General features: G+C 70.1%; 21 protein-coding genes and 5 pseudogenes. 9 read left to right on the top strand and 17 right to left on the bottom strand.

Features of this window, described 5'->3' with window-relative positions:
- Nucleotides 1-351: 351 nt before the first annotated feature.
- On the top strand, nucleotides 352-1,581 hold the full coding sequence (locus ACGFQ9_RS37480) for a cytochrome P450 (RefSeq protein ID WP_393580304.1): 1,230 nt from the start codon (nucleotides 352-354) through the stop codon (nucleotides 1,579-1,581).
- 435 nt (nucleotides 1,582-2,016) lie between these two features.
- Here ACGFQ9_RS37480 and ACGFQ9_RS37475 read toward each other — a convergent pair whose 3' ends face one another.
- A complete protein-coding gene (locus ACGFQ9_RS37475) occupies nucleotides 2,017-2,892 on the bottom strand; it encodes a hypothetical protein (RefSeq protein WP_393580303.1) in 876 nt (291 codons plus the stop codon).
- Between the two features lie 481 nt (nucleotides 2,893-3,373).
- Between ACGFQ9_RS37475 and ACGFQ9_RS37470 the strand changes: the two genes are divergently transcribed.
- Complete coding sequence (locus ACGFQ9_RS37470; RefSeq protein ID WP_393580302.1) at nucleotides 3,374-3,784, top strand: hypothetical protein; 411 nt, start codon at nucleotides 3,374-3,376, stop codon at nucleotides 3,782-3,784.
- A 785-nt stretch (nucleotides 3,785-4,569) separates the two neighbouring features.
- Here ACGFQ9_RS37470 and ACGFQ9_RS37465 read toward each other — a convergent pair.
- A pseudogene (locus ACGFQ9_RS37465) lies at nucleotides 4,570-4,674 on the bottom strand (ATP-binding protein); the annotation flags it as partial.
- Nucleotides 4,675-4,903: 229 nt separating this feature from the next.
- On the opposite strand from ACGFQ9_RS37465, the pseudogene ACGFQ9_RS37460 reads away from it, so the two are divergent.
- From ACGFQ9_RS37460 to ACGFQ9_RS37445, 4 genes and pseudogenes are all read left to right on the top strand, one after another.
- Nucleotides 4,904-5,038, top strand: a pseudogene (locus ACGFQ9_RS37460) (AAA family ATPase); the annotation flags it as partial.
- A gap of 175 nt (nucleotides 5,039-5,213) precedes the next feature.
- On the top strand, nucleotides 5,214-5,558 hold the full coding sequence (locus ACGFQ9_RS37455) for a hypothetical protein (RefSeq protein ID WP_393580301.1): 345 nt from the start codon (nucleotides 5,214-5,216) through the stop codon (nucleotides 5,556-5,558).
- Nucleotides 5,536-5,811: pseudogene (locus tag ACGFQ9_RS37450) on the top strand (transposase family protein); the annotation flags it as partial. The gene ACGFQ9_RS37455 and the pseudogene ACGFQ9_RS37450, both read left to right, overlap by 23 nt.
- A pseudogene (locus tag ACGFQ9_RS37445) lies at nucleotides 5,781-5,873 on the top strand (lamin tail domain-containing protein); the annotation flags it as partial. The pseudogenes ACGFQ9_RS37450 and ACGFQ9_RS37445, both read left to right, overlap by 31 nt.
- Before the next feature lie 357 nt (nucleotides 5,874-6,230).
- Here the strand turns inward: ACGFQ9_RS37445 and ACGFQ9_RS37440 are convergent.
- The 5 genes from ACGFQ9_RS37440 to ACGFQ9_RS37420 form a co-directional block, all read right to left on the bottom strand.
- Nucleotides 6,231-6,542 (bottom strand): hypothetical protein, encoded by a 312-nt coding sequence (locus tag ACGFQ9_RS37440; RefSeq protein ID WP_393580300.1) that lies wholly within the window; start codon nucleotides 6,540-6,542, stop codon nucleotides 6,231-6,233.
- Between the two features lie 48 nt (nucleotides 6,543-6,590).
- A complete protein-coding gene (locus ACGFQ9_RS37435) occupies nucleotides 6,591-6,782 on the bottom strand; it encodes a hypothetical protein (protein WP_393580298.1) in 192 nt (63 codons plus the stop codon).
- 1,566 nt (nucleotides 6,783-8,348) lie between these two features.
- Nucleotides 8,349-9,242, bottom strand: coding sequence for a hypothetical protein (locus ACGFQ9_RS37430; RefSeq protein ID WP_393580296.1), 894 nt, complete (start codon nucleotides 9,240-9,242; stop codon nucleotides 8,349-8,351).
- 534 nt (nucleotides 9,243-9,776) lie between these two features.
- Nucleotides 9,777-10,469: a VOC family protein gene (locus tag ACGFQ9_RS37425; RefSeq protein WP_393580294.1), complete on the bottom strand. Its 693-nt coding sequence runs from the start codon at nucleotides 10,467-10,469 to the stop codon at nucleotides 9,777-9,779.
- 100 nt (nucleotides 10,470-10,569) lie between these two features.
- Nucleotides 10,570-11,403 (bottom strand): NAD(P)H-binding protein, encoded by an 834-nt coding sequence (locus ACGFQ9_RS37420; protein ID WP_393580293.1) that lies wholly within the window; start codon nucleotides 11,401-11,403, stop codon nucleotides 10,570-10,572.
- A 586-nt stretch (nucleotides 11,404-11,989) separates the two neighbouring features.
- On the opposite strand from ACGFQ9_RS37420, the gene ACGFQ9_RS37415 reads away from it, so the two are divergent.
- Both ACGFQ9_RS37415 and ACGFQ9_RS37410 read left to right on the top strand, forming a co-directional pair.
- Complete coding sequence (locus ACGFQ9_RS37415) at nucleotides 11,990-13,585, top strand: serine/threonine-protein kinase (RefSeq protein ID WP_393580291.1); 1,596 nt, start codon at nucleotides 11,990-11,992, stop codon at nucleotides 13,583-13,585.
- A 113-nt stretch (nucleotides 13,586-13,698) separates the two neighbouring features.
- Nucleotides 13,699-14,073, top strand: a complete 375-nt coding sequence (locus ACGFQ9_RS37410) for a hypothetical protein (RefSeq protein WP_393580290.1) — start codon at nucleotides 13,699-13,701, stop codon at nucleotides 14,071-14,073.
- A gap of 228 nt (nucleotides 14,074-14,301) precedes the next feature.
- Here the strand turns inward: ACGFQ9_RS37410 and ACGFQ9_RS37405 are convergent, their stop codons facing one another.
- The 5 genes from ACGFQ9_RS37405 to ACGFQ9_RS37385 form a co-directional block, all read right to left on the bottom strand.
- Entirely contained in the window at nucleotides 14,302-15,417 is a 1,116-nt protein-coding gene (locus ACGFQ9_RS37405) for an NADAR family protein (RefSeq protein WP_393580289.1), read from the bottom strand.
- Between the two features lie 703 nt (nucleotides 15,418-16,120).
- Nucleotides 16,121-16,621, bottom strand: a complete 501-nt coding sequence (locus ACGFQ9_RS37400) for a hypothetical protein (protein WP_393580287.1) — start codon at nucleotides 16,619-16,621, stop codon at nucleotides 16,121-16,123.
- A gap of 842 nt (nucleotides 16,622-17,463) precedes the next feature.
- Nucleotides 17,464-17,655, bottom strand: a complete 192-nt coding sequence (locus tag ACGFQ9_RS37395; protein ID WP_393580286.1) for a DUF6011 domain-containing protein — start codon at nucleotides 17,653-17,655, stop codon at nucleotides 17,464-17,466.
- 395 nt (nucleotides 17,656-18,050) lie between these two features.
- Nucleotides 18,051-19,412 (bottom strand): hypothetical protein, encoded by a 1,362-nt coding sequence (locus ACGFQ9_RS37390; RefSeq protein ID WP_393580285.1) that lies wholly within the window; start codon nucleotides 19,410-19,412, stop codon nucleotides 18,051-18,053.
- A 125-nt stretch (nucleotides 19,413-19,537) separates the two neighbouring features.
- Nucleotides 19,538-20,464, bottom strand: a complete 927-nt coding sequence (locus ACGFQ9_RS37385; RefSeq protein ID WP_393580284.1) for a hypothetical protein — start codon at nucleotides 20,462-20,464, stop codon at nucleotides 19,538-19,540.
- 274 nt (nucleotides 20,465-20,738) lie between these two features.
- Here ACGFQ9_RS37385 and ACGFQ9_RS37380 point away from each other — a divergent pair.
- Nucleotides 20,739-20,848: pseudogene (locus ACGFQ9_RS37380) on the top strand (HNH endonuclease); the annotation flags it as partial.
- A gap of 121 nt (nucleotides 20,849-20,969) precedes the next feature.
- Here ACGFQ9_RS37380 and ACGFQ9_RS37375 read toward each other — a convergent pair.
- The 5 genes from ACGFQ9_RS37375 to ACGFQ9_RS37355 form a co-directional block, all read right to left on the bottom strand.
- Nucleotides 20,970-21,605, bottom strand: a complete 636-nt coding sequence (locus tag ACGFQ9_RS37375; RefSeq protein WP_393580283.1) for a class I SAM-dependent methyltransferase — start codon at nucleotides 21,603-21,605, stop codon at nucleotides 20,970-20,972.
- A 20-nt stretch (nucleotides 21,606-21,625) separates the two neighbouring features.
- Complete coding sequence (locus ACGFQ9_RS37370; protein ID WP_393580281.1) at nucleotides 21,626-21,901, bottom strand: pentapeptide repeat-containing protein; 276 nt, start codon at nucleotides 21,899-21,901, stop codon at nucleotides 21,626-21,628.
- 46 nt (nucleotides 21,902-21,947) lie between these two features.
- The gene (locus tag ACGFQ9_RS37365) at nucleotides 21,948-22,301 is read right to left on the bottom strand and encodes a hypothetical protein (RefSeq protein ID WP_393580280.1); all 354 of its coding nucleotides are present in this window, start codon (nucleotides 22,299-22,301) and stop codon (nucleotides 21,948-21,950) included.
- 271 nt (nucleotides 22,302-22,572) lie between these two features.
- Entirely contained in the window at nucleotides 22,573-24,201 is a 1,629-nt protein-coding gene (locus ACGFQ9_RS37360; RefSeq protein WP_393580279.1) for an MFS transporter, read from the bottom strand.
- Between the two features lie 96 nt (nucleotides 24,202-24,297).
- The gene (locus ACGFQ9_RS37355; protein ID WP_393580278.1) at nucleotides 24,298-24,885 is read right to left on the bottom strand and encodes an NADPH-dependent FMN reductase; all 588 of its coding nucleotides are present in this window, start codon (nucleotides 24,883-24,885) and stop codon (nucleotides 24,298-24,300) included.
- Nucleotides 24,886-24,996 lie beyond the last annotated feature (111 nt).

Genomic DNA, 24,996 nt, shown 5'->3' with positions numbered 1-24,996 from the left:
ACTCCTGGGCCCATTCCACCCCGAGCCCGGCGAGGCTTCGTACTGCGTGGCGTTGAGCCGGTCGCATCGCTGCCGCTGCTCGGCCGGCACGCCGCCCTCCCGCGCGAGGTACTGCGCCAGGGCCGTCACGCCCTTTGAAGACGAGGCTGGGGGTCGCGCTCGCGGTGCCGCCCGGGAGCGCAGGATGGGCTGGGTGGTGGCGCGGTGTGGCGCGATGGCGGCATCGTGACGGCCGTACGCCGTGCAGTGCGTGGTCATCTCCCGGGCCTGACCGGCGCCGGCGGCAACCCGACGAAGTATCCACTCGATCCACCAAACACAACAACATAGACCCAGTTCGCGAGGAACCCCATGACCCACGACTCCAGCACGCCTCTTCCCCAGCCCTTCGGGCCCGACTTCCAGTCCGACCCATACGCCGTATACGCGCAGCTGCGGGAGAAGGGATCCGTACACAGGATCGCGCTCCCCGACGGGTCCCCCGTGTGGCTGGTCACGCACGAATGCGATGTGCGGCGCGGCCTGGCGGACCCCCGTTTCTCTGTCGACAAGCAGCACTCCGGATCCGGATTCAAGGGCTTCTCCCTTCCTCCGGCCCTGGATGCCAACCTTCTCAACCTGGACGCGGATGACCACCTGCGGCTGCGCCGCCTCGTCGCACAAGGGTTCACCCCGCGGCATGTCGACAGCATGCGGAATCACATCCACCGCGCGGTGGACACCTTTGTGCACCAGCTGCTCGAGCGCCTGGACACCGACGGGCAGGCCGACCTGGTGGCCGAGTTCGCCAAGCCGCTCCCCTTGAAGGTCATCGGAGACCTGTTCGTCGTACCGGCCGAGGAGCAGGAGCAGTTCTCGGGGTGGATCTCCGGCATGCTCGCACCCGCGAGCGGGCAGGAGCTGGTCCAAACGATCGGCAGCATCCACCACTACCTCGTCGACCTCGTAGCCAGGCGCCGCGCAAACCCCGGAGACGACATCCTGTCGGGCCTCATCGCGGCCCGGGACGAAACCGATCGGCTCACGGAGGACGAGCTTGTCTCCTTGGCGTTCCTGATCCTGGGAGCCGGCAGCGAAAACGTCCAGCACCAGATCAGCAACGCCGTGGTGACGCTCCTGGACCACCCCGACCAGCTGGCCGAGCTGCGGGAGAAGCCGGATCTGCTGCCCGCCGCTGTCGAGGAACTGCTCCGATACGCCCATCCCAACCTGAGCGCCATCCGCCGCTTCACGACGGAGCCGGTCGACGTAGGCGAGGTCCGTATCCCCGCAGGCGACACGGTGCTCTTCTCGCTCGCATCCGCCCACCGGGACCCGGCCCGCTACCCGAATCCCGACCGGTTCGACATCCACCGCGTCGACAAGGGCCACTTGGCCCTCGGCCACGGCCTCCACTACTGCCTCGGCGCCGCATTGGCACGCACCCAGGTCATCCTCGCCCTCGACGCCCTGCTGCGCCGACTGCCTGGGATACAGCCTGCCTCCGCTCCTGGGAGCGTCCGCTGGACAACCACGTTCCGGTTCCGTGCACCGCGGGAACTGACCGTTGTACTCACCCCGGACACAACCGCAGCGCCCTGACCACCTGAGCGGCTACCACGCGGGGGAGCTTGCGTCCACGCAGGCTCCCCCGCGCACGAACGAGCGGACGGTTCAATGAGGCTCTGCGTACTCGCGACCGCTCAACAGCCCGCCGAGCCGAAGCCCGATCCGCCGGCTCCGTCATCCGCGGCCAGCCCGGACCTGGTGGCGGAGGCCAGCGCGGACCGGGCGGTTGACCTGGGTGTCTTCCGTCACCCGCTGAGGAAGACGGGGCTGCGGCGCCGGGGGAGGGGACCCGTTACTACGGGAGGTTCACGTCACCCCGGAGGTACGGGCTCTGCTCGGGCTGTGGCAGCGGAATGTTGCTCGCTGACACGAAGGCGGTGCCCGGCCTTGCCGTACTGACACGGGGTGGCGTTTGGCCTTGTCGGGCGCTGCTACGAAACCGGTGCTCTGCACCCCACGGACGACGGTTCAGGCACCGTAGGTGATGGACACCTGCGCCGATCCGGTGGCGGGGCCGGAAGTGCCGCTTGCCGGGACGAGGTTCGACCCGCCACCGCCGCCGCCCGGCCCGGCGGTGCCGTTGGCGTTGACCAGGAAGCAGCCGCCGCCTCCGCCGCCGCCGTGCCAGCCTCCGCCACCACCGCCTCCGCCGAATCCGCCACCGCCCGTGCCGCCGGTACCGGGCGTGCCGTCGGTGCCGGCCCTGAAGCCCTCGGGGCAGGCGGCTCCGCCCTTGCCGCCGAGGGTCTGGGTTCCGCCGCCACCCCCGCCGCCGCTGTCCGGTCGCTCGCCGCCGGGCTTCCCGGCGTCGCCCGCGTCTCCGCCGGTGGCCTCGCGGACGGGGAATCCGGTGAAGCTGGAGCCGCCTCCGCCGCCCCCGCCGCCGGCGGCGACGATGAGGCGGGGGTCGGTGCCGGGAATGCCGGTCAGGGCACAGCTCGCGCGCGCCGAGCTGCAGGTACGGACGTCACTGGCACCGCCGCCGCTGCCGCCGGGGCGCTGACCGGTGACGGCTCCGCCGCCCGTGTCGACGTTGACGTAGTAGGTGGTGCCGGGCACCACGGTGAGGGTGCCGGTGACGGTGGCGCCGGTCCCGCCCGCTCCGCCCTCGATGGCGGACCGTCCCGGCTCGCCTGTGGCGGTGACGGTCAGTCGGGTGACGCCGGCCGGGACGACGAACCGCTGGTTGGCGCCGGCGGTGAAGGTCTTGGTCACGGGCGTCGCTGCGGCGGGCGCCGCGGGCACCACCAGGGCCGCCGGCAGCGCTGCGGCGGCGAGCAGGAGCGCGGCCCGTCGGGCCGCCGTGCGCCGAGGGCGTTCGGATCGCTGCGGGGTCAAAGTCACGATGGGGACTCCTGGACAGGGCCGTGGCCCCCCCGGTGCGCGCGGACGTAGGTCGATGGTCCGGCCCCTGCGCGGGACCGTCCGCCGCGGACCGTCCGGGCCGCAGCGGTCAGGCGTCACGCTCTCCCTTAGTCTCCCCGTTTCCCGGTCCGCCCGCCTCCCGGCGCCCCGGTCCGTCGCGGCGTCCCGGGTCCAGCAAGGACGGATGTCTGCGTACACGTGAACGTGGCTCTGGCAAGAATTTCGTAGGCGGAGATCATCTCGGTGACACGGTCGGCCGGTCCGCAAAGCGGCGGCGGAGGTGGGCGATCGGAATGACGCGGTGGCGGAAGAGAGGGACGCCGGCGCGTCCGGCAACTACGTGAGAAAACTGGCAAGTTCGTCAGAACACAGCCACAGGCTGCCCGTGGGGACGCCCACGTAGTTCCTCGCGCTCGCCCTTGCCGCGTGGCACGGCTGGAAACACTGATAGAACCCCGTCATGACATACCGATTCACCGCCCGCGCCGTCAGGACCGAGATCGATCCTGACGGGTACTTCACCGAAGCCGCTCTTGCCGAGGGTGAGGATGGAAGCGGCTTCATCATGATGTTCATGGCAGGGGAAGAGGAGCCCGATGACCAGGAGGTCGCCCTCGGTATGGACACGCACTGCCTGGTCACGGCCGGACAGGGCACCGCATACGGCTGTGTGCGGGAAGCCGCCCTGACAGGCAACGTTCTCCGCATCGCACTCGACCCCGAAGCCCTGGGAGACCTGCGGCTGACGGACCCCGAGATCGAGGCCGTCATCGAAGCACCGGCCGAGGACATCAGGCAGTTCCGCGAGGTCCTCGCTCAGGTGCTCGGATACGGGCGCGCGGACGCAGTGCCCACCCGTGTAGGTATCTGACGCGCCGTCTGTGCGGAATGTGTGACCGCTGGCAGCCCCCTTTTGTGGACCGGCCGACCGTGTCACCGAGATGATCTCCGCCTACGAAATTCTTGCCAGAGCCCCTTCTGTGCCCAGGCGGGTACGGAGAAACGTGCCCGCTTTCCGTATCCCTCCGGTCCCGTGCATCCTGGTCAGTGCTCCGGAGAGGGTTGAATGCGCAGGGGGGCGGCCTGTCATAGGGTCCCGGCAGGAGCCTCGGCCCACATCGCGGCTCCTCATACAGCGAGGGGACACAGAGCTGATCGTCCAGGAAGCCCAGCCGCCGACCACGGCTTCGACCGTCTCCTTTCCGGCGCCCTGGCCTCGTCGGTTCGGCACGAGCGTGGTGTCGCTTGCCGCTGACCTGGTTGTCTTCGCCGGACCGCATGCACTGCGAGCCGTTGACCAGTCGGGAAGCCCACGGTGGGAACTGCGGCACCGCTGCTGGGCAGGCTGCGCGGGTCACACCGACTTCTCCGAGTACGCGGACGACAGAGACCACCGCCATGCCAACCGCGGCTCGGCCGGCTTCTCATCGGACGGGAAGACCGTGTGGGCCCATGTTCACGGTCCCCTGGAGCACGACGCCCCGGACCACGACCGCGGGGAAGAGTGGCTGGTCATCGACGCCGCTGACGGCACGGTGCTGACCCGGGATCGTGCCCGGCAGCTGGCGCGAGAAGTCCTCGCTGCGGAAGGTGAGGGTGACGCACCGCTGCCGGACATTTGCATCAACCGATGAGCGCCTGAGCCGGCTGCAGGTCTCAGGCCGCGGTCTCGCGCTCGAGCGCGGTGAGCCGGTTCTTGAGTCGGTAGCTGGGGCCGTTGATCGAGACGACGTCGCAGTGGTGCAGAAGGCGGTCGAGTATTGGGAAGAAGCCGGCACCGCGGGCGACACGGCTGGACCCGTTCAAGCCGTTGATCGACGAGATGCTGCGAGCAGACCTGGACGCGCCGCGCAAGCAGCGGCACACCGTGAAGCGGGTCTTCGAACGGCTGCTGGATGAGCACGGCGCGAACGAGGTCTCCTACCAGATGGTCCGCGGCTACGTCGCTGGCCGCCGTGAGAAGATCCGGGTCCAGGCCGGCCGGGGTGCCTTCACCGACCGCCGCCTCTGCACGGCCATCATCGACCGCCTCACCTTCGGCGGCAACATCATCGAGACCGGCACCGACTCCCACCGCCTCGCCACCACCCGCGCCCGCGCGGAACAACGGCAGACAACCAGCTGACACCGACCTGGCCTGTCTACCCTGCCCTGAATCACCTGGCGCTTCAGGACGTGAGTGTCAGAGGATTGCCCTCATGTCCCTAAGGGCTGTCCCGCAAACGCTGGTCGGGTTGCACTCAGGTGGGAGCCGGGATATCCGCGAGCCTCCGGCACGGCAGTTGTGGCAGCCTGCCGACATGCCCTGGGAGCTCAAAGAACACACAGGTCGCCACTACGCTGTCCTGTTCCACTACGCCTTGCCCGACGATGCCTGGGCTGTGGAGCTGAGCGAGGCTGTGCCTTCGGTGGCCGAAGGGGCCGAGAACCCCAATGCCGTGGTGACCCACTTGCCCGGCGCTGCCTTCCTGGTGACACATGTTCCGGACGAGGACCCGAATCTGCAGCCGACCGTCCGCGTCTGGAGCCCTGCCGAGCGCGTCGTCCCCTACGAAGTCATGCGCTGGTACATGGAGCAGGTGGCCGACCAGGTAAAACGCTGCCGTATCGCGTTCGAGCAGGGTGGACCTGAAGCAGTGGAATGATCATGCAATTCCGCGTGCTTTCGGGAAGCTGGTGACGGTGCTGCAACGCGCAGGAGCGGACGCGGCCCGCAGGGGCCGGCCGTGGAGTCTTCCACTGGAAGACAGAACCCTGCTGGTCGCAGCTTACTGGCGAACGAACCTCACGATGCGTCAGCTCGCCTCGCTGTTCGGGGTCTCGAAGTCGACTGCGGGCCGGATCATCGACCATCTGGGTCCGATGCCCACGTGTGGGACAACCGCTTTGACACCGCGACCCTCCGCAACGACCGCGGCCGCACCATAGACACCAAGTCCTGGGGCCGCCGCCACCGCTGAACAGGGTGACAGCGCCCGCCGCCGCCGTTGAGCGGTAGCCGGCGGGGCTTGTGGGGGAGCCGGGTGTGCCGGGTGGCTGGGGAGGCCGCCCGGCACACACCCATGTCCGGCCGGGTGCAGCGCTGCGACGGCGGGTGCACGCCGCCGAGGATCAGCCCGTACCGGACAGGTACGAGGCTGAGCGCATGGGGATGTACGCCGGTATGCGGCCACTCGTTCGTGGATTCCGGCCTGCCGGCTGCCGTGCTGCGGCATCGAGAAGTCCCCCACCCCGGGTGGGGTGGGGGACTTCCTGTTGCTGTGTCCAACTCCGGCTCCGCCCCGGCTCTGCGGGTCAGCGGGGAGCACCGTGGGTGGTCAGTCCCAGGTGGAGTTCTGGATGTTGAACCTGCCCGGGGTGGCGCCCTCCACGAACCGCAGGAGCTTGCCTTCCACGATCAGGGGCCGGCCGCTTTCGCGCGTGACCTGGAGATACCCACCCCAGTGGCCGTCCTCCTCCCAGCCGCCGGAGCCGATCTCCGCCCACAGGGCCACGCCGCGGACGGCGTGCATCTCGGTCTCGTCCCGGGTGTCCTGCTTGCCGGTCTCCTCGTTCCACACGTGGACAGGGACGTCCCCGGCGACCCGGAAGTAGTCGCTGTCGGGCTGGAAGCGCACACTGCGTGACACAGTGAACGACGGACGGTAAGCGAGGTCGGGGAGGGTCGGCTTGGAACTCTAGATCTCGAACACGCCCCGTGCGAACTCACGCTGTTCGAACTGGGAGGTTCCGCTGTCGATGCGGCCCTTCTTCCCCGGCTGGTGCTCGGCCTCGATGGTCGCGATCTCCTGCGGATTGAGGGTCTTCACCTCCGTCGGGGCGTTCTTGTCCTCGTAGATCATGAAGCTGTTCTTGCGCAGGTGCCCCATCGAGCGTCCCTCTCAAGGTCGTCAGCAGTCCGCCGCAAGATAAATGATCAAGAGCGTGCACGGGGCTTACAGGTCTTGCCAGGCGGCTGCGCGGCTCCCGACCCCTGCGGCCCAGATCGTGTCGATCAAACTTCGATGGCACGCGATCAGGATTCGATGGCACGGGACACGACGGCCGTACGGAGCGGTTCCGGCTGACACCGACATGCCGCTGTCCGGCCTGCACCGCGGCACCTTCGCGGCGGACCGGGTCGACTTCCTGTAGGCCGTCCGGGGGAGAGGCGGGGACCGCGGCGGCGGCCCCTGCCCCCGTCGTGGCTGGCCCCATGGATGGGACGGGCAGGTCCATCGCGAGGAGACCGGGGTTTACGGCCGTCCCCGGTGGTGTCAAGTCCCGAAATCCCGGGGCATGACCCCGCCGGGGTGGTTTCGGCCTACTGGAACCGAGGCGAGGGGCGCCACGTGGGCGCCTCTTCACTACCAGCGGGAGAGAAGCCATGGCTCGCAGGATCCGGAAGAACTCCGTCCGTCTGGGTGTCGCGGCCATCGTGGCGGCGGCGGTCACGGGAGGCGTCGTTCTCCCCGCCACGACGGCGATGGCGGCTCCGACGACCGAGGTGACCACCGCGTCGTTCGAAGTAGACCCGTTTGCCCCTCCGCCGCAGCAGGAGCATTACGGGCCGGATAAGGCCCCGCCGAACCCTTACGAAGCCCCCCCGGTGTCGACCTGGGGGACGGGGACCTCTCCGGCGGAGTCTGATATGCCGGTGGAGGAGCCGGAGGTCCCGCCGAACGAGGAGCCGGAGGGCCCCCCGGTGGTGACCTGGGGGACGGGGACCTCTCCGGCGGAGTCTGATATGCCGGTGGAGGAGCCGGAGACCCCGCCGAACGAAGAGCCGGAGGGCCCCCCGGCGGAGTGATGAGCCGCTGGGGGAGGTGTGGGTGATCGAGCGGTTCCGGTCGGGGCCGGGGGGCCTGCGGCTGACGCTGGCCTGGCCGGCTGGTCTGCGGGGTGCCGCCGCGGAAGGGCGGGGTGGGCGGGGTGGTGCGCCACGGTGTGCCGTACACCCGGCCGGGCGAGGGGTGTGTGTGCGAGCCGCACGACTGCGGCGGCCTGATCCCGGTGTGCTGAGTGCCCGTTTCTGAACCTGTTTCAGCTGGTCAGGGCCTTGACGGAGAGTTTGGTGGTGTGATGGCCGGTCGTGCTGCCGTCACGGTGACGGCAGCACGGACACCTCAGTGGTTCCCCTCCCGGCCGGCGCTCGGTGCGCCGGGCCCGGCCGCCAGCCTAAAGATCAACAAGACGCGCCGAGGCGGGGTCCGCGGAACCCGCCTGTCCACCGACCCGGTCAGAGCCCCCGAGGGCCGCCGGCCCCGGGCCTGCCGCCGCCAACCTCCCCACCCACCACCAGCAAAGCGATAGGGGGCCAGGGACAGGTCCCTCGCAGCCGGTCCGGGGAAAGAGGTGAGCGGGCCCTGCCGAGGCCACCGGACGCGACAGGGTGGCGGATGCCTGCGGCAGACCCGCTGCGGGGATCCGCCACCTCCTTGGCGGGCCTGGGTCGGTCAGTAGGCGCCGTCGGTCAGGTTCCAGCGGCTCGGCTCGGCGCCCTCGACGAAGCACAGGTTGTCGTTCTCCAGCGTCAGGGGGCGGCCGCTCTCACGGTCGCGCTGCCAGATTTCGTAGTAGTCGCCCATGTTGTAGAAGGTGACCGGGGCGCCCTTCGAGTCACCGGTGGTCACCCACCCGCCGCTGGAGCCGACCCACTTGTCCTTCTTGTAGGCGCCGCCGATCTCGAACACCTCCGTGCCGAAGCAGTACATGGACGGGTCGCTCGTCTTCGGGAAGAGGACATGCGAGCGGTACCGCTCGAACTCCGTCTTGTCGTTGCCGATCTCCTGGATCCGCTGGACGATCCCCAGCAGCTTCTGACCGGCCTCGGAGCCCCCGGTCTGCTCCTTGGCGCGTTCCCGCGCCGCCCGTACGTCCTCCTCCGTGACGGCCGGCCAATCGACGAAGCCGAACAGCTCGATCAGCACACCGCGGGCTTCCTGATCGAGCGCGTCCTGGGCTTCCCGCTCCAGGTCGGCCCGGTCTTCCCGCTCTTCCTCGTCAGCATCCTGGCCCACGGCCCAGGTGTTCTCAGCGGCCGCATCGGCCCCGATCTTCCGCATCTCCTCCAGGTCGCGCTCCATGGAGGCCAGCAGTTCCCGCAGGCGCTCGACGGCGCGCTTGCCCGGCATCATCGTGGAGAAGTCGATGCCCAGCTCGCCACCCAGCTCGGTCATCTGCGTGGCGCTGATGCTCAGCTCGGCCAGCTGCTCAGCGGCGGTGGACGCCGGGCCCACCACGGGGATGTAGATGCCATGGCGCCTCCGGACCAGCTCGTCCGGGCGCTCCTTCTTGGCGGCCTCGTGAGCGGCGTCGATCTCCTCGATCGCGGCTTTGTCGAGCACCATCGCGGAGGGTGCGCCCGGGTCGTGGAAGATGAAGAAGCCCGTCGTGCACAGGCGCCCCCGCGTTCACCTAGTCAAGTGGATCTTTCGCACTTGGCTTGACATTGCGGGGCCGGCTGGCGAGCGCTGGGCCAGGAAGGCTGGCTCAGCGACCGCACGGCGCCCGGGCGGACGGGCCCGGAGTTCTTCCCGGCCTCTCAGAGCTGAACTTGGCGTGCAGGCTTCACAAGCAGGCACTGATACTGCTCCCATCCCGTCGCTGTGGGGGTGGGCCGTTCAGGCGGCCAATGGCAGCGTGTGGTCCCTCCGCCTCAGCAACAGTTCTCGTGATGCAGCCCCGGCGGGCCGCCTGCCCGGCGTCGCGCAGCAGACCGGAGCGACCGAGGCCTGCCGGCGCTGGCCCGTCGAGGGCCTGCAGGAGGACTACTTCAAGGACGGGGCCGTCGGGCGGGCGATCTGCCGGTGGAGTTCACCGACATCGACTACATCGATATCTCCCCCGCGCCGCCCGGGCACCGGGCGAGGCGGCCTTGTCGGTCAGCCGTCCCGGCCCTGCCAGGTGGACACACAGGCCTCGTTGCCTTCGGGGTCGGCGAGTACCCAGAAGGCCGGGGCATGGGCCGCGGAGACGGGTCGGCCACCGGCCGCCAGTGCGGCCTCGATCCGTCGGGGCGCCTCGTCGTGCGGGACGCTGACGTCGACGTGCATGCGGTTGCGCTGCGGACGCGCGAACTCCATCTGCTGGAACCAGACCGCCGGGCCCTGGCCGAGGGGATCGACGAGCGGATCGTGGGGCCCGTCGGCTCCCGCCTCATCGGCGTAGCCGAGGACCGTCCGCCAGAACGGCCGGATCGCGGCGATGTCGAGTGCGTCGATCGCGATCTCCAGGAGCTGCACCGACCGCGGCGCCCCCGTGCCGATGGCGGGTTCCGTCCTCAGCCCCCTCTCATGGACGGCAGCGGAGATCCGGTGCGCGAGCTCGATGTCGCCATTGGTCACTGCGGCGTGGTCCGACGATTGCAGGGTCAGGAGGACCTTTCGGGGCCGGAGGTCGATGTGAAGGTGCTGGTCGGCATCGTCACCGCATGCCGTGACGGCAGCTGTCGCCACCTCCGTTGCCATCGCCAGCGACCTGACTGAAACGGACGTTCGCAAGGTGCCCAGCAGAAGGCGCCATCCCTGGTCGCCGACCGCGTCCGAGGCTGCCTGTCGCGTCACTGCCACTTGCATGACGAGCATCCTCCCAGGGGCCGGGGCTGCTCGGGAGGCCCCCGGCGAGCCCGGGAATTGGCTCCTCGGTCCAGCCACCGTCCTCGCGGCACGGGGCGATTCAGCGGAAGGCGTTGGCGTTTTCTGATGCCCACTGCTGGAACGGGCGGGCCGGCCTCCCAGTGATCTGTGAAACCGTGTCACGCACCATCAGCAGCTCGTCGTTCACGTCTCCGCCCGTGACGTCGAGCACCGCGTCCGCGGCGTCCGCGCCGAAGACCGCGGCCATCTGTGCGTGGGCCTGCTGGCGGCTGATTTCGGCGAAGGAAACCTCTCGGCCCAGTGCTGCCGCGATGGCCTCTACCTGCTGTGGGGCGGTCACCGGCTCTGGACCGGTCAAGGTGTACGTCTGTCCGTGGTGGCCGGGCTCGGTCAGTGCCACGCGTGCCACCGATGCGATATCCGCGGGGTGGATGGTCGGCAGCGCGGTCGCGGCAAACGGCGCGCGGACGGTCTCGTGGCCGCGGATGGAAGCGGCCCACATCAGGGTGTTCGAGGCGAACTGTGTCGGCCGCAGAATTGTCCAGGCCATGCCGCTTGCCTTGAGCAGTTGCTCCACCGCCAGGTTCTCGCCGGCGGGACCGAGGTGCGGGTGGGTCTGGACGGTGATGGACGACACCAGGACGACGTGCTCCACGCCCGCCTGCCGGGCGGCTTCGAGGATGTCGGCGTCTGATCCCAGACGCGACACAAGAAACAGCGAGCGCACCCCTTCCAGCGCGGGCTTCAACGACGCGGGCTCTGCGAAGTCGCCCTCCACCGCCTCGACCCCTTCGGGGAAGACGGCCCGTACGGCATCACGGGTGAGCCCTCTCAGCGGTCGGACACCGCGTGCGTGCAGCTCCTTCAGCAGGGCGCTGCCTATGTTTCCGGTGGCTCCGGTCACGAGGATCATGTGCGTGTTTCCCGTCGTCGGATGATCAAGTAGATGACACGCTAGAACCTCAATCACACTTCAGGTCAAGAAGACGCCTGGCCATTCCCGCCGTTGGACACGTTCATCCGTACCCGGCTGGGTGCCTTCACGGCCGCACACTTCGCGGTCGGCCGGCCCCGACCCCACCACGTGGACCGCGCTCGCGCTCGCTCCCCACTCGATTCAGGGACGAAGGAAGTGGGGCGAGGAATAGGGGTGGTCGTTTCCAACGTACTGACCGTGCCTCCGTGATGGCTACGCCAGAACGATGGTGTGTGTCCAGCCTGGGCACCGGTGCGCAATCGTCCGAGCAGCGCGGGGCTCTGTCACCGAAAGCACCTGGGGCCAGCGCCAGGCTGGTGCTCTGCAAGCCCGGCCAGAACCACACTCGAACGCCCGGTCACACGACCGATACCTGGCTATGTGTCGAACGGTAGTTGGCCGGGCTCGGATCTTGTGAGCAGCTCGGAGGCGTCGGATCGCAGGAGGTTCTCTGGATCTCCTTGAGGTCGGCCGCCCTGGTCATAGGCTGATGGTCGGCATGGCTTCGTCGTAGGGGTGGTGCGTGGAGCGCGGTGAGCTGATCGCGGAGCGGTACGAGCTGATCAAGCGGCTGGGACGGGGCGGTATGGGGGAGGTGTGGGCCGGCAGGGATCGGGTGCTGCACCGGGATGTGGCCGTCAAGATGCTGGTGCTTGACGACGGGGTACAGGTGGATCTGCCGCGCCGTTTTGAGCGGGAGGCGGTGGCCGCTGCGCAGATCGGTCATCCGAATGTGGTCGCCCTGTATGACCGCGGGTTCCACGAGGATCTGTGGTTCCTGGTCATGGAGCGGGTCGAGGGAGTCAATCTCGCTGAACACATCCGCGACGGGGGGCCGGTGGCCGTGGACCGCGCGCTTCAGATCGCCCAGGAGATCTGTGCGGCCCTGGTCGCTGCACACCAGGCTCAGGTCATCCATTACGACATCAAGCCGCACAACGTGATGATTACTCCGGACGGCAGGGTCAAGGTCGTGGACTTCGGCATCGCCGGGTTCATCCAGGATGCCTTCGGCCTTGCTCGTTCCTCACAACTGGCCCCCGCCGGCACTCCGGAGTACGGCGCGCCTGAGCAGTTCCTCACCGAGCGCGGCGACGCACGCTCCGACCTGTACGCCCTGGGCAGCGTCCTCTTCGCCCTGTTGGCCGGCCGGGCGCCCTTCACGGGTCACAATGGGCTCGCGATTGCGCAGCGGAAACTGGTTGAGGAGGCTCCGCGGCTCGACGCGCTCGGCCTGAACGTGCCGCCGGCAGTGAGCCGGCTGGTGTCCGACCTGCTGGAACGTGACCCGGACCGGCGCCCCCAGACGGCCGTGGCAGTCCATGAACGGCTGGTCGGTCTCCGATCCTCCCTGAACGGCACTCCCGGCATCTCTGACGCGACAACCGTGACCGCCGGACCACGTCACGCTCCCATTCCGCCACCGAAGAGGCGGGAGCCTGCTCACGGTGATGCCTTTGAGGCCGCCTGGACCGGCCAGGAGCCCGTCACCGACTATGCCCGCCCGATCTGGCAGGCCTCCGTATCCACACCCCTTGCGGTGATTTCTGGCGTGACCTGGGCAGCCGACTCTTTCGCGCTGACCGGGGCGGGCGCCTTCCCCTTCGGGTCGAAGGGCGAGAACGGAGTGGGGGACGGCCTCTGGGGGGTCCTGGGCGTGCTGTGGATCATCGCCATGGTGGGAATGCTCGTGGGCCTCGGCGCCGTGGCGAGCGTGATCGGAGCGAACAGGCACCACCGACGCATGCTCCCGAACCGAACTCCGTGGTCCCTCACCGTCGCCTCGCAGGGCATCGTCACCACGGGCTCATTCGGCCGCACGGTGACCTGGGACCGGATACAGACGGTCACGGTGGACCGCATAACATCAGAAAGGGCGGCGTACACCTATACCGGACTTCGCATCCGCCTAATCCAGAAGCCCAGGGCCAACAGCGTCTATCCCGCGGGCTGGTTCTACCGCAACCGCCCTAACACCAGCTGGGACGGCACACTCCCGCTCTGTATCCTCGGCCCACTATCCGACCAGCAGTACTCCGACCTCACCAAAGCCCTCGCCTGCTACGCCGGCAGCCGTTGGCGACCCGGTAATCGTCCACTCAAGCTGTCCAGTTCCTAAAGGCCGCCCCACAGCACGGGGGATTGTCGGATTGAGCATCGTTACAGGCCGGCCATTGGCTCAACGGCGGATCGCCGTGTTCACGCCGCCATGCGCAGCGGGGATCGCTGCGCATGGCGGCCTTCTTTGCGGAGGGCTGCCCCGGCCTCATCGTCCTCGGCCGCCACGACACCGGTGGCCGGCTGTGCGCGGTGGGGCGGACCGTACCGCTGCGCCCGGACGTGTCCCGGCAGGTCGGCGAGCACCTCGCCGCGGCCGACCCGGGTCACCCCTTCGAGGTGGTGCGGTTCACGGCGTCATGGGGGAGTGGTGACGTCCTGGACGTCACGTTGGTCCGCCCGGATGTGGTGGCGAAGGTCAGCGCCGATCGGGCCGTCGACCAGGGCGTTTTGCGGCACCCGCTCAGGTTCCGGCGGATCCGCCTGGACGTGACCGCCGGCGACGACGTCCCGCCCCTCGGCCAGGGCCCGGTCGCGGCCGCAGGCTGACCGCCCCTCCCGCGCTGACGAACGAAACCCTCGAGGGTCGGCACGGCTGCGTGTTGACCCCGTCTCGTGTCCCCGCAGGAGTGAATCCGGCCCTCGCGTCCCTGCCCCGCGAAGAACCAGTCCCGGCGGCCGGGCGGTGCGGGTGTCCGGTGCTGGTCCGGCGGGTCCGGAGCCTTGCGGCCGTGAACTCCGAGGGTCGGGACCGGCCGGGGCCTGGCTTCTCACACTTCAGTCGTCCAGGATTCCGTGGCCGCGGGCCTGGAGTTCGGAGCGCACCAGTTCAAGGAGCCGGCCGGACCAGTTCCGGCCCCGCCCGCCGTTGTCACCCCAGTAGTCGGAATCGTCGTCGCAGAGCACGGTCGCCTCACCGGTGGCCAGCAAGATGGCCGCCAGGTCGGGGTGCTGGTCGAACTTGGCGCGCATCAGTCGGGCCATCACGGCGTTACGGGCCTGTTCCCAGCCTTGCCGGCGCGGCAGGTCGGCGGCACGCTGGCGGGCCTGGGGGCCGGTCTCGGCGCCCGCGACCTCGGCCCGGCCCGCGGCATCGGCGACGGACAGCGCCCAGTAGGCGTGTTCGACCGAGGGGTATGTGGTGCCGTCGACCACGACCGGCGCCGGGTAGTCGCAGCGCAGGGCCCGCCTGCCCGGCTCGTCCTCGCGGCGCTGCGGGAAACTCTGGTAGAGCTTCACCGCAGGGGCGAAGGACTCCGCGGGACCGTCCGCCGGGACGCGCCGCGGCTGGGCGGCCCACTGGGCCCGCTCCTCGAAGTATTCCAGGGCTTCGTCGTACTCCTCCTGCCCGACCGGTTCGTCCGGCCGGTCCTCGGTACGGCCGCCGGGTCCTGCGACGAGGACCTGGAGAGGGCCGTCCTGGCTGTCCATGTCGCGCAGCGCGTAGATGCGCATGGTCTCCGGGATCGCCAGGTACGCCCGCCGGGCGGCGGCCCGGTGATCCTCGGTCCGGTCGGCGAGGAAGACGTCCACGGCGGCCAGGCAGCGGTCGGTCGAGTCGGGACGCCCGTTGAGCTGGTCGATCGTGTCACGGACCTCGGCGAGCAGCAGCTCGGGCGTGAGCCGGGAATGAACCTCGGCGAACTGCCAGGAAGCGAGCCGGTGCGCGGACACGTCCGCACCGTCGGGGTAGGAGGTGGCCACCCAGCCGCGGCGAAGCTTCTCCTCGAACTCGTCGAGAGTGACGAGCTCCCAGCAGTCAACGAGTCCGTCGGCGTAGATGAACAGGTCGGTGAGGAAATAGCTGCCGCCGTTGCAGATGAAGGCGTGCCGCCAAGTGCCGGGGATGCGGACGCCGTCCGCCGTGCGATGGATGAGCCGGTTGCCGATCATCCGATGATGATGCCGGACCGCGGCCCGGGACCGGCCACCGTGGGCCGCCGGGCCGTCCGCTCCCAGCCCTCGCCGCGCGCGGCGGGGAGGCCGTGCCCCGGGGCGGGCTGCGGTGGCGTGCCGGCGTCGCCGGTACCCTGACTTCCCCGGCCCGGTGGCCGGCGCGGATGTCCACCCGCAGTTCGATCGCGGCGCGGTTGTCGCCTGGCTCCCGGCCCACGACAAGATCGGCGTACTCACGGGGGCCGACGGTCGCTTCGCTGGTGGCGGCCAGGTCCGCGGAAGCTGCGCACCGGTTCCGCCTCGATGGCCCGTGGCTGTCCCCGGCCGACGACGCGGCCGGGGTCGGGTGGTTGCGGGTGACGCTGGCGTGGCCGGGCGGCCTGCGGGGGAGTGGTTACTGTCTTCTGGTGCGCCGAGCAGGGTGACGCGGTCGGCCCGGTGATGGAAGGGTCCCGGCGGCGGCATCCGCTGCGCGGAGCGGGCCTGGAGGCGTACTGGTACGGCGGCGGATGCCTGACGCCGGGTGGGTGCAGCGGCGTTTCGCCGGTGAACCCGTCTCCCCGGCTGGGGCGGAGGCCCCTCTCCGTGGGGTCTTGTGTTTCGCGGGATGCCGCCGTGCGGGACGGCAGTCCGCTCCCCCCCGAACCGGCCTGGGGCGGCGCGTTCGGCCTGTGGTTCTGCGGTGTCCGGGTGGTGTGGGCTATTTGGTGGTGGCGTATTTGGTGATCTTGTGGAGGTGGAACTTGGGCGCGGTCATCTGTCCGCCGAGGGTGGTGGTGTAGGTGTAGGGCACGCCTACTTCGACGTCTGCTTCGAAGGCGTCGCCGTCGACGATGTTGTCGATGCCGCTTTCTCCGTCTCCGCCTCCGAGTTCCGTGAAGAAGGAGTTGGTGTCGCAGTCGGAGATGAATCCGTACGTCGGCTGGTGTTTCTCCCCGCAGGCGTTGGCGCGGACGGAGAGGGAGCCGGTGGCACTGTCGGCCTGGGTGACGTATCCGTAGATGCGGTAGCACTTGCCGAGGTGCTCATAGGGGTTCTTGGCCAGGAGCTTGAACTCCCGGTCCGACATCTTCTCGAACTTCGAGCAGGCGGGCTCGCTCTGGGTCGGTGACGGGGTGGGGATGGGTTCGGCCGTGGTGGGCGAGGGAGCGGGAGCGCTGCTCGGACCGGTGTTGCCAGGTCCGGGAGTGATCGATGCCACCGGACCCAGGGCGGACGTTTCGGGAGAGGCCACGGTGGTGGGGGCGGCCTGGACATCTGCTTGTGCGGTTTGTGAGCCCACCACGTAGCCCACCGTCCCGGCCACCAAGGCTGCGAGGGCACCCGATGCTATCGCCGCATACAGAACGGCCTTCCGGCGCGCGGGGACGGCCGGCGGGACGGGGTGGGCGGGTGCGACCGGGGGGTGGTCGGGGACTGGCGGGTGCTGGGGGTTCTGCTCGGTCACGCGGGGATGCCTCTCGAGGGCTGAACAAGCCGTTGACGGGGACGATCGGGGGAGTTCACGAGGCCCGGAGGCGGGAAGCCGGGATGTCGGCAGGGCCGTCCCGGCGGCCACCGTGAGCCCCGGGCTCTGTGTGGAGGCCGGGAAATTCCCGGCCACCTGCACTCACCCGATCCGGGGGTACGGGCGAGGCCCGTGCTTTGCTCGAGCCGGGGTTTCAGGCGCGTACCGGCCGCTGTCGCCGCTGGTCGGTGCGGTAGTCAGGCCGGGGTGGACGGCGGGGTGTAGACCGTCCCGGGTACTGCGCCCGCCGGTCCGGCGGGGTCGATTCACCCTAGTGGCCCGCAGGGCTCCGGGCGCTTCCCGATCACCACGTGAGACACATTTTGCCATGATGGCGTAGATGGGCACTGGGCGTCCGCGGTGATGGGCTGCGAATCCCGGCGGTTCCAGGTCTTGGCCAGGCGAGTCTTCCCGCTCCCCGGCAGGGCGGCACCCGCAAATCCTCCGTGCCCGCACCGAGTTCAGAGTGTGGTCGGGTGGCGGGGACTGCCGGCAGCTCGTTGCCCGGCCGTTTGCACGCCGACTGGGGAGGAGTGTCAGCGGCGTCGTTCGCGGCGCCGGTCCCGTTTCCGGGCGCGTTCGGCGGAGCGGTGTCTGGCGCAGGTGGGCCCGTACCCTGCGCGTATCGATGTCGGGTCGGCGAGAGGGCGTCCACACAGCCTGCAGGTGACCTCGCCGGACTTGAGCTGCTTGCGTACGGCGGCCGCTGCCGCTCCAGGGTCACGCATCGCGAGGTTGAGCGCGATGACGGCGACCGTCGGCCCGTACGTCCGTACGTAGGGCTTGGAGGCTTGCCAGGCTTCGCCACTCCACTGTGCGGCGGCGCCTGCGGTCTCGCTGGTCCACTCCGCCCGCAGTGTCCAGGGCTTCGCCGGTCCATCCTGCGGTGGCCTCCCACGCGGCTGCGGCGCTGCCTGCGACCGTGCCCCACCAGGACGATCGCGGCTTCCCGGGGTCGTCCGGGCGCGGCTCTGCGCCCTGCTGCTCGTTCTTGCTCAAGAGAGGCTCCTCGTAGGTGGGTGGGGTTCGCCTGAGCCGCATGGGCGCAGATCGTTGCGACGGGCGACGCGCAGCCCCGGGCTGTGGCGCGCACGCACCCCGGTGTGGCGGACAGGAGCGGGGTTCACCAATTGGGGTCCAGCACGAGGGGCATCTCGTCGGGAACGGTGTCGCTCATCCAGCTGTCGAACTCCTCAGGGGTGAGGTGCAGGGGGAGTCCGGCATGGAGGGAGGTGACCGCGGCCAGCGACGACAGGGCCCGGGCGGGGTCGGTGCCCGTAAGGTCGTTACGGACCGGGCCGAGCGCCGGCAGGACGGTGGTCCGGGCATGCGTGCGGGGGCCCAGTGAGGCTGCCGCCGTGGCCAGGAGACCGGTGGTCAGGGAGGCGGCGAGGAGTTCATGCTCGAGGGTACGGGTCCCGGCGCTGCGGGTGCCGCGAGCGATGAGCACGGCCGCCTGCAGGCCCTGGACGATGACGGTTCCGGCGGCCTGCCCCACCAGTCCGCCCGCCAGCGCACCGACGACGGGCACGGGGACCACGCTCTGGCCGACCGCGCTACAGGCCCAGGCCAGCGAGGCGCGCAACGCGGCTTCGGCACTGCGTGCGGCGAACTCGCCGCCGTCGATACGGTCCTGGGCGAAGTCGTAACCGGCTCCGGCGACGGCGAGGGCCGCGGTGGCGGTGGCCGAGGCGAGTTCACCGCCGCCGAACGCCGCCGGCAGGCGGCCGGCGCGCCCCGCGCTGCGCACGGCCGAAGAGAGCCCGGCCAGCGTGCCGGAGTGAGCCGCGCCGCGGGCCGCAGCCGCAGCCGCGGTGAGCGCAGCCTGCGCGGGTGAGGTCTCCCCGGCACGGATCCGGCCCAACTGCCCCGCAGCCGTGATGACAGCCGTGGCTGCCGCGCCTGCAGCCGCTCCGGTGGCGGCGGCAGCGGCTGCCTCCTGGCCGGCCGCCGCGCGCACCCGGCCACCGATCCACTTCTGAGGGTCCATGCCGTGGCCGTGCGCGTCGGCCAAGTCCACCGGCTGCGAGCCGATGTTCCCGTACCGGATGGTGCCGCCGAGGTGGGCGCGGGCATCGGCGTACGCGGCGAAGCCAATGCCGTCCGGATGCATGGTCAGACGTCGTTCGAGAAGGCTGTCCACGACGGCCACCTTGTCCGCGGCGACCAGGCGGGTCATGCCCGTGTAGTGCTCGCGGCGCAGCCGGTGCGCGGTGTCGGCGGCCGATGCCATCAGTTTGGCCTGCACCCGGCCGACGGTCCTGGTCCCGTCGATGAGCAGGATGTCCGCGGGAGCCGTATGCGACCCTCCCCCCATCCACTCCGACACCACAGCCCGCACGCCGGCCCCCGCCCGGGCCGCGGCCTGATTGAACGCCAGCGCGTGCTCCACCTCGAAGAGGTGACCGGCCCGCTGGGCGTTGGCCAGGCCCGCGTACCGCCGGGCGAGGCGTTGCACCGTCTCCCTGGCGTCCAGGGTCTCCATGGTGGCCGCAGCGAACCGCCGGGTCGCCGCATCCGCCGCCAGCCACGCGGCCGCACCCGCCGCCGACGACGCGGCCGAGGCAGCCCTGCCCGTTGCCGGGCCCGCACTCGCCGACGCCTCCGCGCTCATGCCGCGGGCCCGAGGGCCGCCAGACGCGCCCGGGCATCGGCGACCGCCCGGCCCGACAGCTCGCTGACACATCCGTCCTCCCCGGCGGGCGGCGCTCCCATCACGGCGACGGTGGCCACGGCCAGGTCGAACATTTCCTTCACCAGAGCCCGCGGATCCGGGCCGTACGAGGAGTAGTCCTCGCAGCGGTCCACCAGTTCGGCGAACGCCGTCTGCCGGGCCTTCATGGCTCGGCACAGTTCCTTGAGGACCAGGCGTATGTCCCGGCTGCGCTGGAGCACCGGTGCAATATCCGCCCGAGCCTTCTTCAGCTCCCGTGTGGCCTCGGCCAGCCGGCGGGCGAACTTCTTCTGCTCGCTCTTCACGGCACGGCCGCGCCATTCCAGCAGGACCCCCGCCGCCAGCAAGGCCGGGCCGGCCACGAGCGCCCCCATCACCATGGTGCCCGCCGCGACCCCACCGCCTCCTGCCGCCAGCGATCCTCCGCCCAGCCAGGCAAGAGTGGCGCTCGTGGCTGCCGCCCCGGACAGGCCTGAGATCGCCGTGCCCGTCGACGCGGTCGCGAAAGCCCCGACCGCCGCATAGGCCACGGCCCCAACCCCCGCCCCGGCAACGGCACCTCCAGCCAGGGAGGCCACCGCAGCGGCCGCCACATGCTGCAGCTCCCGCAGCTCCACGTCCGCCACACCCGGGCCGGACCGGTCCACCGGAGCCAGCTCCGCCAGGTCCACGTGTTTGAGCCGTGTGAATGCCTCCTGGAACGGGACGAGCGCCGTGTCGTAGACGGCCCGCCTGCAGCGCTCCTGCCCCTCGGCCTCCTGCCGGATGTGCCGCTCCAGCTTCTTGCGCCGACGCTTGAGCTCCTCGAAGCGCTGCTCATTCCTGCGGGCGAGCAGAACCGCCTTGACCATCGCCACCGGCATCGCAGGTGATCCCCCCAGCGCCGACACCCGGCAGGCTCAACGGGGCGTGCCGCCGCCTACTCCAGCCCCCGCCACCGCCCCACGGACACAGCCAACCTGGCAGTGCGGCTTCAAGGTACACAACTTGGCAAAGAATGCCACCTCATGTACGCACCGTGAGATGACATGCGCCGCCGGCCCGCCATAGTGCACGCGGCGTGGGGTGGGGTATGCGGCTTTGTTCACGAGAAGGACCCGTGAACAAAGCCAGGATGCCGAGTGCAAGGCCGTGGCCGGCACCTGGACCTCCCCCTACGACGACGTCGAAGTGACCGATGCCGCGAAACCGGACATCGACCACATGGTCCCCCTCGCCAAGCCTGGCGGTCCGGCGCCGGCAGCTGGTAGAAGCCTTCCCATACAGGCTTCTTGCGTCGGCGCCCGAGGAGGACGGCGCCGTTGGCGTCGTGCAGCAGGACGTGCACATCGACCCAGTGTTGCGGCCGGTCGACGGAAGGGGTGACGTTCACGCGGTGGCCTCGACGATCAGCGTCCCGATCGTTTCCTTCTCTGGCGGACAGGGCACCCGCTGCCCGCTGGCCGAGGCGAAGCCGGTGGCCAACAGCTTCTCCTCCCACATATAGGGCCGGTAGCACCATCGTGTGATCGGAAACAGCTCGTCGTCCGGCCCGTACATGTCGTACTCGTGGGGGCCGGGGCACTCACCGGACGGCGGCAGGTGCGAGAACACGAACCGGCCTCCCGGCTTGAGCGCCCGGCGCACGAGGGGCAGCAGCACGGCAGGGTCTGTGAACCACACCGCGTCAAAGACGGAGTAGATGCTGTCGAACTCCGCCTCGCAGTCCGCGAGGAACTCCTCGGCCGGGCCCACGCGGATGTCCAGCAGGTCACCGAACCGTGCCTTGGCCCGCTCGGCCTGGACGGCCGACACGTCCACGCCGATGGCTGTGGACCCTGTCCTGGTGACGAACGCGAGGTTGTCGCCCTTGCCGGGTCCCAGCTCCAGCACTCGTGTACCGGGGCCGGTGGTGAGCAACTCGATGCTCGGTCCGTGATTGCCGTACTGCGTCCATTCGAACCGGTCCCAGAGCGGGCCGCCGTCGGAACGTAAGCCGAACCTGTCCCAGGACTCCACGCTCATGAAACGCATGCTCCTCTTGGTCAGTCGTCCCCGATGGTGATGTCCAGTTCGTTCATCAGTGCCTCGGCGAGCTGGATCTGCTGGTCGTGGTCGATGCGGATCTTGGCGAGATTGATGATGCCCCGCGCAGTGCGAAGGTCGTTGCCCCGCAGGTCGGTGTCCCGGTAGCGGCCCGTACCGAATTCGGTGAGCTTGAGCGTGCAGTCAGAGAACACCACGTCGGACAGGTCGCAGCTGGTGAACGCGGCCTCGGTGAAGGTGCAGCCAGCGAAGGCGACCGGCCCGGCGGCACGCACGTTCTCGAAGGCGGCGTAGTCGAAGCGGCAGTTCTCGAAGAGGACGTCATCGAGTACCAGGCCGTCCAGGGCGGCCCCCCATGAGCTTGCTGATTTGCATGTGGACGCGGGTGAGCTTGCTTTCGCTCCACCGGGCCGGACCGAGATCGCTGCCGTTGATCTCGACCCTGTGCAGAGTGAGCGCTTCGAACTCGGCCTGCTTCGTGTGCAGGCCTGTGATTCGGCCGGTGGTGAGTCGAGTGTCGGTGAGTTCCAGCGTGCGCAGGTCGGCATCCCCATACGTGAAGTCCTGCACGACGCCGCGGGGGTTGTCGAGGGTGTCGACGCGGGAGAGGTAGCGGCCCGAGTCGCCCAAGTCTGGTGTGGTGATCGTGATCTGACCGAACGCGCGGGTGGTCACGGGCGGACGGCTCGGGCCAGCAGGGTGCCGATGTGGCCCGGGTTGGGCGCGTCGATCTCGGTCATGCTGATCTCGGTGAATCCTGCGCCCCTAGGGAAGTTCTCCCACGTCTCGGGGGTGGCGGGCGGTGCCCACCACCGGGCACCGCACGTGTGCCCGCCCCGCCCCGTACCGGACCGCGGAGCCCGGCACCCCGCCCGCCCCGGGCTCCGTCCCGGCCGGGCCCTCGCCCGGCCGGGACCGCCCCGGTTCCGTTGCCGTACGCCGCGCCTCAGCGGCCGTCCCCGACCACCGCGGGCTGCGCGGCCGCGACCCCGCCGTCTGCGGGACCCTCGGCGGCGTCCTCGCCGTCCTCGCCGCCGGCCTCGTCGCCGCCCGCCGGGATGTGCCGCAGCAGCACGATCGCGCCCACGGCCAGCAGCGCGACGATGACGCCTGCGATACCGCTCGCGAGGTTCAGCCCGTTGGTGAAGGCCTCACGAGCCTGCTCCAGCACCGGAGAAGCGGCTCCGCCCGGCAGCTGCGCGGCCACCGCGTCGGCACCGGCCAGCGTGTCACGGACGGTGTCCGCGACCGGCTCCGGCAGGCCGGCCGGCAGGGCGTCGCCGATCTCGTCGCGGTACACCGCGGTGACGACACTGCCCAGTCCGGCGATGCCCAGTCCGATACCGAACTCCATGCCCGTCTCCGACATCGCCGCGGCCGAACCGGCCTTCTCCAGCGGCGCGGAGCCGACCACCAGGTCCGTACCGAGCACCATCATCGGGCTGATGCCGGTGTAGATGAGCACGAAGCCCGTGACCAGCACCGGCAGTCCGCCGGTGCTGCCGACCAGCGCGATCATCGCGTAGCCGATCACCGAGATGAACAGCGCGCCGCCGACCACGAACCCGGGTCGGATCCGCCGGGCGAGGACGGGGGTCGCCGAAGACGCCGCGATCAGCGCGACCGCCGCGGGCAGCAGCCACAGGCCGGCCTTCATCGGCGACAGGCCCTCCACCAGCTGCAGGTATTGGGTGATGAACAGGTACAGGCCGCCCATCAGACCCAGGCCCAGCAGCAGCACGATCAGCGCGGCGCTGAACGCCCGGTCGGCGAACAGCCGCAGGTCCAGCAGCGGGTCGGCCAGCTTGCGCTGGCGCTGCACGAGGACCGCGCCGAGAACGAGACCGGCCAGGACCGTCCCGAGGGCCACGGCGTCCACACCGTGCTCGGCCAGGCGCTTGATGCCGTAGATCACCGGCAGCACCGTGAGCAGCGAGAGCACCACGCTCGCCAGGTCGATGCGGCCGGCCTCGGTGTCCTTGTACTCGGGCAGCAGCAGCGGGGTCGCGATCATGAGCAGCACCATCACCGGGATGGCGAGCAGGAACACCGAGCCCCACCAGAAGTGCTGCAGCAGCACCCCGCCCAGCACCGGGCCCACGGCGATGCCGACGGAGAAGCAGGTCACCCACACGCTGATGGCGACGCCGCGCTGCTGGGGGTCCTTGAACATGTTGCTGACCAGGGCCAGCGTCGAGGGCATCAGTGTGGCACCCGTGATGCCGAGCAGGGCGCGGGCCACGATCAGCATCTCGGGGCTGGTGGCCTTGGCCGCGAGGATCGAGGCGAGACCGAAGCCGAGCGCGCCGATCATCAGCAGCCGGCGGCGGCCGATGCGGTCGCCGAGCGTGCCCATGGTCACCAGGAATCCGGCGATCATGAACCCGTAGATGTCGACCGTCCACAGCAGTTCGGTGCCGGTGGGCTTGAGATCCGCGCTGATGTGCGGGACGGCCAGGTTCAGGACGGTCGCATCGAGGGCCAGCAGGATGGTGGGGAGGGTGAGGACGAAGAGCCCCAGCCACTCCCGGGGCCCGGCCCTGAGGTCCGTTGCGGCCTGAGCTTGTGTCGTCATGAGGAACCTTCCATGGTGCGTGGCTTCCCTGCGCCCCGGCGCTGCGGGGCGTACGGGGGGACGGGGGACGGGGGGACGGAATGAGGGGTGAGGGGTTCAGGACTCGTACGGGCGTGTCTTCCGGGCGTCGTGCAACACCCGCGCCCACCAGGTGAGCTGGTCGAGCGTCGTCTTGACGGAGGCCGAGAAGCGCGTGCCGGACCGGGGCCAGCGGCCGTCGGCGTCGAACTCGTCCCAGTAGTTGGGGATGCTGATGCCGTCGCGGATGGCCACCGCGTGCACCTCGGTGAAGGCGCTGCGGAGCTGTTCGGCGGCGTGCAGCCCGCCGGACTGGCCGCCGTACGAGAGGAAGGCGACGGGCTTGGCCTTCCACTCGTCCAAGTACCAGTCGATGGCGGTCTTGAGCGGTGCGGGGAAACTCCGGTTGTACTCCGGGGTCACCACCACGAAGGCGTCGGCCGCCGCGAGCCGTGGAGCCAGGGCCACCACGGGACCGGGCAGCTCCTCGCACTCGTCGCCGAGCCTGTCGGGCAGCTCCGCATCGGCCAGGTCGATCAGGTCCACGTCCAGCTCCCGGCGCCGCCGGGCCTGTCCGGTGAACCACCGGGCCACCGTGGGGCCGAACCGGCCCCGACGGGTGCTGCCGATGATGATCGCCAGCCGCAGTGCGCTGTTGTCGGACATCGGACGCTCCCGCAGGTCGGCCGGCGCACCGCCGACGGGACGCCGCCGGCAGGGGCCACCGGCGGTGGTGGACCGGTCCAGCCTGTGTCCAGGCACTCACGAGCCGCTCAC

Source organism: Streptomyces sp. NPDC048603 (assembly GCF_043199475.1).
Lineage (GTDB): Bacteria > Actinomycetota > Actinomycetes > Streptomycetales > Streptomycetaceae > Streptomyces.
This window is presented reverse-complemented; position numbering and strand designations above follow the sequence as displayed.